The 11,881-nt window shown below is 60.3% G+C and carries 10 protein-coding genes; 3 read left to right on the top strand and 7 right to left on the bottom strand.

The annotated features are described in order from the left end of the window. Position 1 precedes the first annotated feature (1 nt). From hypE to AW06_RS10850, 7 genes are all read right to left on the bottom strand, one after another. The gene (gene hypE, locus AW06_RS10880; RefSeq protein WP_034949708.1) at positions 2–1,051 is read right to left on the bottom strand and encodes a hydrogenase expression/formation protein HypE; all 1,050 of its coding nucleotides are present in this window, start codon (positions 1,049–1,051) and stop codon (positions 2–4) included. Continuing rightward, positions 1,048–2,229, bottom strand: a complete 1,182-nt coding sequence (hypD, locus tag AW06_RS10875) for a hydrogenase formation protein HypD (protein ID WP_034949705.1) — start codon at positions 2,227–2,229, stop codon at positions 1,048–1,050. Before hypD ends, hypE begins: the two co-directional genes overlap by 4 nt. 102 nt (positions 2,230–2,331) lie before the next feature. Continuing rightward, positions 2,332–2,883: a hypothetical protein gene (locus tag AW06_RS10870; RefSeq protein ID WP_034949702.1), complete on the bottom strand. Its 552-nt coding sequence runs from the start codon at positions 2,881–2,883 to the stop codon at positions 2,332–2,334. Continuing rightward, the gene (locus tag AW06_RS20410; protein WP_273704608.1) at positions 2,880–4,358 is read right to left on the bottom strand and encodes a serine/threonine-protein kinase; all 1,479 of its coding nucleotides are present in this window, start codon (positions 4,356–4,358) and stop codon (positions 2,880–2,882) included. The genes AW06_RS10870 and AW06_RS20410 overlap by 4 nt, the downstream gene beginning before the upstream one ends. Next, positions 4,358–5,191, bottom strand: coding sequence for a Stp1/IreP family PP2C-type Ser/Thr phosphatase (locus tag AW06_RS10860; protein ID WP_046535366.1), 834 nt, complete (start codon positions 5,189–5,191; stop codon positions 4,358–4,360). Before AW06_RS10860 ends, AW06_RS20410 begins: the two co-directional genes overlap by 1 nt. A 4-nt stretch (positions 5,192–5,195) precedes the next feature. Continuing rightward, positions 5,196–6,458, bottom strand: coding sequence for a serine/threonine-protein kinase (locus tag AW06_RS20405; protein WP_273704607.1), 1,263 nt, complete (start codon positions 6,456–6,458; stop codon positions 5,196–5,198). A 22-nt stretch (positions 6,459–6,480) separates the two neighbouring features. Continuing rightward, entirely contained in the window at positions 6,481–8,601 is a 2,121-nt protein-coding gene (locus AW06_RS10850; protein WP_034949699.1) for an FHA domain-containing protein, read from the bottom strand. Positions 8,602–8,888: 287 nt separating this feature from the next. Here AW06_RS10850 and AW06_RS10845 point away from each other — a divergent pair, with 287 nt between their 5' ends. From AW06_RS10845 to thrC, 3 genes are all read left to right on the top strand, one after another. Continuing rightward, positions 8,889–9,368 (top strand): hypothetical protein, encoded by a 480-nt coding sequence (locus AW06_RS10845; protein WP_034949852.1) that lies wholly within the window; start codon positions 8,889–8,891, stop codon positions 9,366–9,368. A gap of 115 nt (positions 9,369–9,483) precedes the next feature. Next, entirely contained in the window at positions 9,484–10,218 is a 735-nt protein-coding gene (locus AW06_RS10840) for a GGDEF domain-containing protein (RefSeq protein WP_273704606.1), read from the top strand. Between the two features lie 127 nt (positions 10,219–10,345). After that, complete coding sequence (thrC, locus tag AW06_RS10835) at positions 10,346–11,821, top strand: threonine synthase (protein ID WP_034949847.1); 1,476 nt, start codon at positions 10,346–10,348, stop codon at positions 11,819–11,821. Positions 11,822–11,881: the final 60 nt, after the last annotated feature.

The following is an 11,881-nucleotide window of genomic DNA, read 5'->3' as shown; positions in this document are numbered from 1 at the left end:
TTCAGCAGATGCGCGGCAATTGTTCGCCGCTCAGCCAGTCGACGATACGCCGGCCGCCAAAGGTCGTGGTCATCTGTACGAAATGCTGCGCGTCCTGATGCACGCTGCCGATCACCGCCGCACGCCGGCCGAGCGGGTGTGCCTGCATCGCGGCGAGCAGTGCGTCGCAATCCTGCGGCGCGACGATCGCCAGCAACTTACCCTCGTTGGCGACATACAGCGGGTCGAGACCGAGGAACTCGCAGGCGGCGGCCACCTCGGGCTGGACCGGCAGCGCGCTCTCCTGCAGCATCATGCCGACACCCGACTGGCGAGCGATCTCGTTGAGCGTCGTCGCAACCCCGCCTCGCGTCGGATCGCGCAGCACGCGAATGGCCGCCCCACTCGCGCGCATGGCGGCGATCAGGCCATGCAGCGCGGCGGTGTCGGAAACGATGTTCGCGGCAAAACCGAGGCTTTCGCGCTGCGCCATGATCGCCATGCCATGTTCGGCGATGCTGCCGGAAACGAGGATCCGGTCGCCGGCGCGGGCGCGGTCGCCGGCGTAGTCGGCGCCCTCGGCGACGACGCCGGCGCCGGTGGTCGTGATGTAGACGCCATCTCCCTTGCCCTGTTCGACCACCTTGGTATCGCCGGTCGCCACCGGCACGCCGGCGTCGCTGGCGGCGCGCGCCATCGATTCGACGATGCGCGCCAGATCGCCGAGCGGGAAGCCCTCCTCGAGAATGAAGCTGGCCGCCAGATACAGCGGCCTTGCCCCCATCACCGCGACGTCGTTGATCGTTCCGTGCACCGCCAGGCAGCCAATGTCGCCGCCGGGGAAGAACAGCGGCGAGACGACATGCGCATCGGTGGACAACACCAGCCGGCCTGGCGGCATCGGCAGCACGGCCGCATCGTTGCCTTGCCCCAGGTAGGCGTTGCCGAGCCGTCTTGCGAACAGTTCCTCGATCAGTTGCGCCATCGCCCGCCCACCGCTGCCATGCGTCATGTCGACACGGCCTTGCCGCAGATCGAGGGGGCGGATGTAGCCCTTGCGGACGTCCTTCATGACACCGCCGCTACGTCGGCAAAACGCCCATACGAATAGTGTGCTGCACACGCTCCTTCCGAAGAAACCATGCACGAGCCGATGGGGTTTTCCGGGGTGCATACGCTGCCGAAAATCCGGCATTCCTGCGGTCGCTTGACGCCACGCAGGATCGCACCACAATCGCAGGCCGGATGATCGGCCACCGCCTGGTAGCGAACCGCAAAGCGGCGCTCGGCGTCGAAGTTGGCGAATTCCTTGCGGATACCGAGCGCACTGTAGGGCAGCTCGCCCAGTCCGCGCCAGGCAAAAGAGCGACGCAGTTCGAAGACTTCGGCCACTAGACGCTGCGCCTTGCGATTGCCGTCGCGCGTCACGGCGCGCGTAAACTGGTTCTCAACCACCGCCCGATCAGTGTTGACCTGCCTGATCAGCATCAGGATCGACTGCATCACGTCGAGCGGTTCGAAGCCGGCGATCACCACCGGCTTGCGATATTCCTCGGCAAAGAACTCGTACGGCCGCGTGCCGATGATCGTTGAGACATGCGCTGGTCCGATGAAACCGTCGATCCGCACGCTGCCCCATTGCCGGACCTCAGGTGATTCGAGAATGCTGGCAATCGCCGACGGTGTCAGCACATGGCAGCAGAATACCGAGAAGTTCCCGAGACCAAGCGCCTGCGCCTGTTTGATGAGCACCGCCGTTGGCGGCGTCGTGGTTTCGAAACCGATGGCAAAGAAGACCACCTCGCGGGCAGGGTTCTGCTGCGCGATGGCCAGCGCGTCGGCACCCGAATAGATCATCCGGATTTCGCCGCGATGCTTGTCCTTGCTGACGGTGTCGCTGCCCGCATGCCTGCCCAATCCCGCTTTCGCTTTGAGCAGCGACAGCCCGCCGGATGCCGGCACGCGCATGGGATCACCGTAGCTGCACAGGATGACGCCCAGGTCACGAGCGAACGCGATCGCCATGTCGATCCGTCCGATCGGCAGCACGCATACCGGACAGCCTGGTCCGTGAATCATGCGCACATTTGGCGGCAACAGATCATTGACCCCATAGCGCGAAATGGCATGTGTGTGCCCACCGCAAAATTCCATGAAGTGATAGTCGCGATCCGCCCGCACTGCCTGCCGCATCGCCGCCGCCAGACCCCTGGCCAGGTTTCCATCACGGAACTCGTCGATAAATTTCATCTCGCACCTTCACCAATGAGCCGTGCCTCGGCCTTTCCTGCCACGGCCAATGGGAGGACAGGCGAATCATCGCGACAGGGCGGGACTTGGATGGTCCGGGCCCTAGCGTCGGCTGACCACCAGATTCGCACTACGCTGAAACCGTACTGAGCCACCTGAAAAAGCGACTTCCAGAGCATAGACACCGGCGGGGGCCTCTGCCGGAATGCCGATGAAAGCGTCAAGCTGCCACTTGCCGGGTTTGATCTCGAAACGACGTGAAATGTCTTCAAAGACCGTGTTGCCCTTGAACGTGATGCGGCGGGAAAGGTCCCCCACCACTCCTTCCCCAGTACGCAGCGGACACATCGAATAGACCATGCGGTGATTGAACTCTTCGCCTGCGGGAACGCGGGAGGGCAGGATTTCGTTCAAGTCAATGTCAATGTAGGGACGTTGCAGTCTGGCGCAGTTGCGCTCTTTCCAGACGACATCAGGAGGGCTGACAAGCTTTTCACCAGGCTGGCGCACTCCTTTATCCTTGCGCGAGAACCAGGACTGAATGGTGTCGATCGGGGTGGAACCCTGGCCAGTGGCGCAGGCGGCAAGCAGGACCGTGCCGGAACTGAGCAGCAGGACACGCAGTAGCGGGATCGTTGGCAAGCGATTGATCATTTTCGTATGGTCCATCCGCCCGCCGAACCGGAATCGTCACGCTTGACGACCGGCGGATTTCGGTCGCTGCGGATATTCGCTCGTGGTGAAGGGGCTTCCTTCACCTTTGAGGTGACTGCGACCTTCTCGCCCGAATCCGGGCTGGCTCGCTCGCGGCTGGCGGTAGTAGGACGAGCAACAGGGTCCGGTGGTGGCGCCGGGATCGTGGCTGGCGTGCCGACCTCGGTCGGAACGGATTGTAGGGTACTCGCCGGTAGCATCGGCTCGCGCAGCGTTGATGCGTTCACAGTGGCCGCAGCAGCAGGCTCGCTACGCGGCAACGAAGGCGCAGTCGTTGCCCCCGCCGGAGGTTTTTGCACCAGCCCACTGGACGCTTCCGCCGGTGACGCAGGAGTCTTCTTGCTGCTGCTCCACCAGCCCAGACCACCTAGCATCAATAGCGCAACAAGCAGGGCCAGAATGCCCGGGTACTTTTTCCAGAGCGCTAGTCCTGGCGATGCACCCATGGTTTCCCTGTTTGCATCGGCAGCAATCCGGGCGGTCTCCGGCTCCGCGATACTGGCGGATCGGCCAATGTCTGCTGCCGTAGATATGGCATCCTGCGGAGCAAACAGGCGTGTCGCGGGAACCGGGTGGGGAGCCGCGTCGGGGGGCGGCAAATGACTGGATAACGCTCCCTCCAGCGCGTTGCGAAACGCGCTGGCATCAGGGTAGCGCTGCGCAGGATCCTTGGCCAGCGCTCGTGACAGGATGTTCTCAAGCACTACCGGCAGGCTGCCTGCAAACTGGCGTAGTGGAGGCGGCGGCTCCTCGATCTGCGCTTTCATGATTTCGAAGTCGGTCCCCTTCGAGAACGGGACACGCCCGGTCAACAGCTCGAAAAGAACCACGGCCAGCGAGTACAGATCCGAGCGGGCGTCCACATCCCGGCCCTGGACCTGTTCGGGGGACATGTACTCGAGCGTCCCGATCAGATGTCCGCTACGCGTCAGGCGCATCTTCTCGAGGATGCGCGCGATGCCGAAATCCATCAACTTCAGCGACCCGTCCACTGCCACCATCATGTTGGCAGGCTTGATATCGCGGTGCACCACACCTGCACGGTGCGCGTGCTCAAGACCGTTCAGCGCGGCAATGCCATAGCGTATCGCTTCCTGCCAGGGTAACGCGCCGCGTCGAACGACGAGCTGGTCGAGCGTTTCGCCAGCGACAAATTCCATGACCATGTAGTACTGGTCAGCATGCCGGAAAAACCGGTAGACGCCGGCGATGTTCGGATGGTTGAGGCGTGCCAGGGCCACTGCCTCGGTTCGGAAGCGTTCGAGAATGTCTGCACGCGCGGCAAATTCCGGGCGCAGTGATTTGATCGCGACATCGCGTTCAAGCATCGGGTCGCGGCCCTTGAAAACCTCACCCATCCCTCCTTCGCCAATTTTGGCGACGAGTTCGAAATCACCGATCACCTGGTTGCCCATCACCTGACCTCTAGGTTGCTAGTGACCATTTCACGCGTTACCGGTATCGGTCTCTCCACGGCCTCGGGAAGCCGAACGGCAATGATCCCGACGGAAATGTTGTCGCTGCCACCTCGCTCGCGCGCAAGTTCGATCAGCCGCCGACAGGCAACCTGCGGGTCGGACGATTCGACCACCTGGGCAATCTCGGGCGCATCGACACAGTCGTACAACCCATCAGAGCAGAGTACGAAGTAGTCGCCGACCTCTGGCGGGTCGCCGACCTGGGCGGTGACCCGCAGATCCGGGCGCGTGCCCAATGACCGCAACAGTACATTGCGCTCAGGGTGGTAGCGTGCGTGTTCGGGCGAGATCAGTCCTTCGTTGACCAGTTGTTCGACCAGGGTGTCATCCTTGGTCAATTGCGTGACCTGGCCATGTGAGCAACGGTAGAGCCGACTGTCACCGACATGCCCAAACCACATGCCCCGTCCAGACAGAGCCAGCACCGTCGCCGTGGTTCCCATTCCCGAGAGCGCCCTGTCGGCCTCGGCAGCGCGAAAAATCGCAGCATTCGCCTCCCGTAGCGCCTGCTCGATCGTATGCAGAGGGTCATCATCATGCGCTGCGAAGTAATGACTGCAGATCGTATCCACCGCCAGCTTGCTCGCCACCTCGCCGCCATTGTGCCCGCCCATGCCATCCGCCACCACCGCCAGAACACCTCGCCTCTTGCGTTCATCGGGGTCGCCCGGAGAAACAAAAGCAATCGAATCCTGGTTGCTGGTTCGCACGCAACCGATGTCAGTGGCCATGCAGGTCTGGAAAATATAGTATACGGACGCATCGCTCATGGGATCACTTTCTCTCTTTCGGTCGGAGTTGCCAGGCCAGAAACTCGTTACCGCTCTGGCGAACCTCGAACGCCACGCGCTCATCTTCATGTCCTTCTCGCTTGAGCGTCAATATGACATGGGCCCCTACCGGATACTGTTTCTCGAATACTTTCACCGTCGTGCCAAGCAGTTTGCCATCTTCGTAGATATCTGCAGGCCCATCAATCGTACCGATGCGCACCACCCTCAGCGCGGCACCCTGCAGCCCGGTAGGAACCATCGGCTCGGAGCCTGCGCTGGTGAGCGGAGAGTTCACCACGGTTTCCGGCCGCATCTTCCATAAGAATCCTGCCAGCAGTACGCCCGCAAGCAGGAATCCGCTGCCGATCAGAGGCCAGTGTCCCCGCCAGGCCGACCACCCCCCTGATCGGAATCCTTGATCCGCTACTACCATCTGCGCAGGAGGTGATCGTCCGATTTGCTTAAGGTCGTCAAGCAGCTCGCAGGCATCATGATAACGTTCCGACGCATTGCTGCGCAGACAGCGCCTGATGATGCGCTGCAGATCGTCTGACATCGGCGAGGCCAGCGTCGGAGTAGGGTACTCTGCGCGGCTGATGCGTTCACAGAGTACACCTACAGAGTCGGCGGCGAATGGCATGTTGGCAGTCAGCATTTCGTAGAACAGGACGCCCAGCGACCAGACATCTGCCCGTGCATCCGCTGGCTTGCCCCTGATCTGTTCAGGCGCCAGGTAATCCATCGTGCCGATACAGCCGCCTGCCATCGTCAGACGCTTGCTGCTGGGATCCTTGGCAATGCCAAAGTCGAGCAGCTTGACCTGTCCAGACGAACTCAGCTTGATGTTCGAGGACTTGATGTCCCGATGAAGGATGCCGCGCTCGTGCAGATAGGTGATGGCTTCGACCACGGCACGAAAGATGGCCAGCGCCTCGGCCACCGGTAGCCCAGCACGAGCACGCTGTATCCGGTCATGGAGGGTGATGCCGTCCACATACTCCATGATGATGCATGGGCGTCCTTCGAACTCGACGAAATCATAGAGTTCGGCAATGTGCGGATGGTGCAGCCCAGCCTGGATCCGCGCTTCGTTGGTAAAGCGCTCGACCAGACCTGATCCGGGTTCGGTACCCGAAAGAATCTTGACTGCGACGATCCGTCCGATTCTGGAGTGTACCGCGCGGTACACCTCGCCCATACCACCTGCACCAAGCGATTCGAGCAGTCGATATTCGCCAATCGCCGCGTTGGCGAGCATGGTCATGGGCTGTCAGCGCACAATCATATTACTGGAGCACGGCCTTGACTTCCATCAGTTCCTTTGCGAACTTGATGGGTACCGCAAAGGTGATGGTCGGGTTGCCAGCGTAGAAGAGGCCAATGACCCGCCCACGATTGTCGAAAACTGGCCCGCCACTATTACCTGGTCCGGTGGCGTTGGCAGTCAGTTGGTAGGAATCCGAGGCGCTATAGTAATCGTCTTTCCCACCGCTGGCAGTCGTTACCGTGCCTCGTATGACCTTGCCGATGGACCCTGGTGTGACGGTCGGAACCGGAATGTCTACGATATTCATTCCACCCGGGTCGAGCATGTCTTTCGATTTGCCGGCGAAGAATACCTTGGGCGAAACTCCGGGATAACCCAGCACGGTAATCGGATCGCCGGGCCTGACATCCTCGTAGCTCGATTCGGGCGCGAGTACGGTCGGTTTGACCGCTGCCGGTGTGTCCACCTTGATCAAGGCCACGTCATGCTCGTCCGAGACCCTGGCGAGTTTCGCAGGAATTCGCAGCTTGTTGTTGGCGAAAGTAACTTCGAGGCGATCATGTCGTCCGGCAACAGGTTTCTGTTCACCCAGAGGCGTTTGCGACCAGACGCTTTTTTCGGGATACCATCGGTGTTGGGGAACATTTTCGACGGCGACCAATTCCTTCTTCTGATTCAGCTCGAGTCGCACCCCTGCCGGTAACATCTGGTAGGCTTTCCAGGGTGCAGCCACATGGCGATTGGTCAGAATGAATCCGTTCTCGGTGACAGCAAATCCGGAACCGGAGTGGCTACCGCCGATCGGCACGCTGTTCTTCTGTGCCTGCGCGGTCAACACAGGCTCCAGGTCGCCTTTCGGTGTCCGCACGTAGGCTGGTTTCCCTTCCCAGGACTGGTGATACAAAGGTTGTCCCGAAGCCAGGTCGATCAGCTTCCAGCTCACTTCGATGTACACCGTCGACCCCGAATACGCTGCGGCAATTTCCTTCGGCGTCATCAGATCCTGCATCGCTTTGACTGTCGACGCAGTCGCTTCCGATTGCGATTTTGCAGCCTGGACCTGGGATGTTGTGGCCTCGATCTTCTTGTCCGTTTCCCGGCCCATGAAGACGAACACCCCAGCCACCACGGCCACCAAGGCTAGCAGGGCAGCCACGATGTTGACCATGGACTTGCGCGACTCCGCCTTGGTCTGGGTAATCAGTCGTTCCACCGTTTCCTTGCCCACCCCGCGCGCACCTGCCGCCGTCGCGGAAGACGCGGCTGTCTCGCCACCGGTGGCAGTAGGCGCCATCGAGGTCATCGTCGCCTCGCGGGTCTGCGCAGGCGGAGCCTGGCGCGGGTCGAACTGGCGTGTCGCCCGGAGGGCATCGGCAGGCGGCGGGTCGAGCAGGAACGTGAGTTCCGGCCCGCCCGCCCCGAACTGAATCAGGTCACCATGGTGCAGAGCGACATTGTCGCGAATGCGCGCACCGTTGACGAACACGCCATTCCGACTGTTGAGGTCAAGCAGCGTGAAGCCCTTCTGCTGAGCGTCGCGCTTGATCGTCGCATGATTGCGGCTGACCGTATCGTCACGCTCGGCGTCGTAGGAGACGCTGGCTGCAGGGTCGCGCCCAAAGGTAATTTCAGTCGTCTGCGTGACCGGGAAGGTCACTTCCTGGTTCGCTTTCGAGCCGGTCAGGTGTCTGAGCAGCACGCGTTGCGGTCGTACCTCAGCGTTCGCCGCTGGCCCTGGGGCAATTTCACGAGTAGGTGCCGCTTGCCTGAGATCGATCTGGCGCGTCGCCTTTGGAGTAAGTGCCGGTGGCGGGTCCATCTGGAAGCTAAATTCCGGACCCCCGGTACCGAGCTGCACGATGTCCCCATGATGGAGCGGCGTGCTACCGGCGATCCTTGACTGATTGACGAAGACACCGTTACGGCTACCGAGATCAGTGAGGATGAAAACCGTGCTCTGTGTAGGATCACGAGTGATCCGGGCATGGTTGCGGCTGACGGCATCGTCCCGTTCCATGTCATAAGCGACGGTCGATCCGGCATCTCGTCCAAGCGAGATCTCCGGTACCTGATCAATGGGAAAACTGATCTCCTGATTTGCTTTGGAGCCCGAAAGGTGTTTGATGACGATACGTTCCATCCGACCATCCTTCCTGTCAATGTCACTCGATTTCATTGATGACCATAGATCACCCTGTATCCCAGTCTACCTCAAGGCCCATTGACGTTCAATCCTGCACATGCCCATACCAGACATGGTTCCCAACCACGCTGGATGGAGAATCCAGGCATCCACGTCAATGACATTGACACAAGTTGTCTGTGCGGCCCGCCTTGTGAAGAATTCTTCCCGGGGCTCCGCTATACTGTGCTTGCTGAGCTGATCTGTTGTCAGTGCTCGATGAAAGTGAAAGGGAAATCATCATCATGAACAAGAGAACACACATCTTTGGCCGGCGAACCAGCATGGGACTGGTGGTGGCAACATACATTATTTCCGCCTGTTACGTGGTGCCCACGACGGGGACTGACGGCACGGTTCAATATAGTCATTACCCTTTGCCTCCCGCAGGAACGCCGCTGCCGGTGCCGGCAGGTGCCACGCCAGCGACGCTCACGGTCAGGCTGTATCCAAGCAATGAACAAGCGACCCACACCGGCGTCGTTAGCGGCAGTGTTACCAACATGATGACCGGCAAAGGCCGCTTCGTGGTCAACTATCTTGGTGAAGTACTGAGCGGGGAAGCAACACGCGTCTCGAACGAAGAAAAGCGCGGCGTCGCGAGCGCCTACAGTTCGGGTGGCATGTACATGTCCTGCGAGTACCAGATGAACACGCCTCATCAGGGTGCGGGGACTTGCTCGTTCGCCAACGGCGCCAAATATCAGATGCACATTGGCAACTGAAACAAGGCACCGCCAGTGATCCGTGATGGGCGAACACACTCTCAAGATTTCGAGCGAGCATCCGTTTCTGAGGGTATTACCCCACTTCACCGACAGTACTGACGGAGCAAGCACAATGTTCAAGCATGACCACTCATCCCTTGTGCATTCTTCCCGGCGCGCATCCCGTCGCTTTCACAGGCGCCCAACTCTTCCAGCCCTGGCGTCGGCACAGCCGCCCGGGTGCCTGCCGGCAGCTTCCGGCCGCGCGCAACACGCGCACGTTCGCCGTTTCGATACGCGCAAACCCGAAGCCACTGCACTGGAATTACTGGCAGCCGAACTGCGCATCGGTGACCTCGAAAGAGCCTTGAGCGAAGCGCGGGAGGCGGCCCATACCGACGCGCTGACCGGTGCACTTAACCGCCACGGTTTTGCCGAGGCCTACCAGCGTGAAACTGCGCGCTCACGCCGCAATAACAGCCCATTGGCGCTGGCGTTGATCGATCTCGATGATTTCAAGCGGCTGAATGACACCCTTGGACATCAGGTGGGCGACGAAGCACTGGTTCATCTGGTCAGGGTGATGCGCTCGGCGCTACGTCCATCAGACATTCTCTGCCGCTTTGGTGGCGAGGAGTTTGTCGTGCTGCTGCCCGAAACGGCACTCAGCCAGGCGATCAATGCAATTGCCCGTTTTCAGCGCCAGCTCGCTGCACAGGCCATCCCGGGCCAGGAAATCGTTCTGACCTTCAGTGCCGGCGTCGTTGTGCAGCAAAGTGGCGAATCGCTCGAACAGTCGATTCTACGTGCCGACGTGGCGACCTACGCGGCCAAGCGGGCAGGCAAGAATTGCGTCGTCACGGGTTGAACTGTCCCTGTGTGGAGACCCAAGGAATCGGAGACCCGAGCATGCACCGGTGTCAGGGAAAGAGCATGATAGACTGCTCGCCATTCACCACTTGTCCTCCATCCGATTCTTCCATACGGTCATTGCCATGCGCTATATCTCGACTCGGGGTTACACCGCAAGTTCACTGAGTTCCTCTGGTCACACATTTACCGAGATCCTGCTCGGTGGACTGGCGCCGGATGGCGGCCTCTATCTGCCCGAGACCTATCCGCAAGTCAGCCGTGATGAACTTGAGCAATGGCGATACCTGTCGTACGCCGAGCTGGCCTACGCCGTGCTCTCCAGATTCATCGACGATATCCCCGCCGCCGATCTGCAGGCTTTGCTGGCCAGGACCTACACTGCGGGGGTTTACTGCAACGGTCGCAGCAGTGCACAGGCGAGCGAGATTACCCCCTTACGCTGGCTCGAAAGGCCGGATTCCGCACGCGCCGAAGGCGGACTGGCGATCCTTGAATTGTCTAACGGTCCAACCCTGGCTTTCAAGGACATGGCTATGCAGTTGCTCGGCAATCTGTTCGAGTACGTTCTGGCCAGGCAGGGTGAGGAAATCAACATCCTTGGCGCTACCTCGGGCGATACAGGTTCTTCGGCCGAACACGCGATGCGCGGCAAGAAAGGCATACAGGTATTCATGCTCTCGCCGCACGAGCGGATGAGCGCTTTCCAGCGGGCGCAGATGTATTCGCTGCACGATGCGAATATCCACAACCTGGCGGTACGCGGCATGTTTGATGATGCCCAGGACATCGTCAAAGCAGTGTCCAATGATCATGCCTTCAAGGCAAAGTACAAGATCGGAGCGGTCAACTCGATCAACTGGGCACGGGTTGCCGCACAGATCGTCTACTACTTCAAGGGGTACTTCGCAGCAACTACCGGCAGCAACGCCCGACAGGTCGCCTTTGCGGTACCCTCAGGCAACTTCGGCAATATCTGCGCTGGCCACATCGCACGCATGATGGGCTTGCCAATCGGTCGCCTGGTTCTGGCAACCAATGAGAATGATGTTCTTGACGAGTTCTTCCGTACCGGCGTCTATCGCCCGCGGGCTGCCGCCGAAACCTGCGCTACTTCGAGTCCGTCGATGGACATTTCGAAGGCATCAAACTTCGAACGCTTTGTCTTTGATCTCGTTGGCCGCAACCCGGCCATGGTTCGCCAGTTGTGGTTGGAGATCGATGCGGGCCGCAGCTTTGACTTGTCCGGAACGTCATTCTTTGCCAGACTGCCGGAATTCGGTTTTGTTTCCGGGAAAAGCACACACGCTGACCGTCTGGCAACAATCCGCCGAACCTTCGAAAAGTATGGTCTGATGATCGACACGCACACCGCCGATGGACTCAAGGTCGGCAGTGAGTTACGCACACCTGGAATGCCAATGATTGTCCTCGAGACGGCCTTGCCGGTCAAGTTCGAGGAAACCATGGTCGAGGCCCTCGGCCGGAAACCAGAACGGCCCGCCAGCCTGCAGGGTATAGAAAACCTGCCACAACGAGTCGCGGTCATGGACGTCAGTGTCGAAGCTGTGAAGCGCTTCATCGAGCAGCATCTGAGCTGATCCTGGCTAGCAGCCTGTCGGACTTAGAGCCCGGGAAACCGACAAATTTTACTTTTCGGC

It is taken from the genome of Candidatus Accumulibacter cognatus (assembly GCF_000584975.1).
GTDB classification, from domain to species: Bacteria; Pseudomonadota; Gammaproteobacteria; order Burkholderiales; family Rhodocyclaceae; genus Accumulibacter; species Accumulibacter cognatus.
This window is presented reverse-complemented; position numbering and strand designations above follow the sequence as displayed.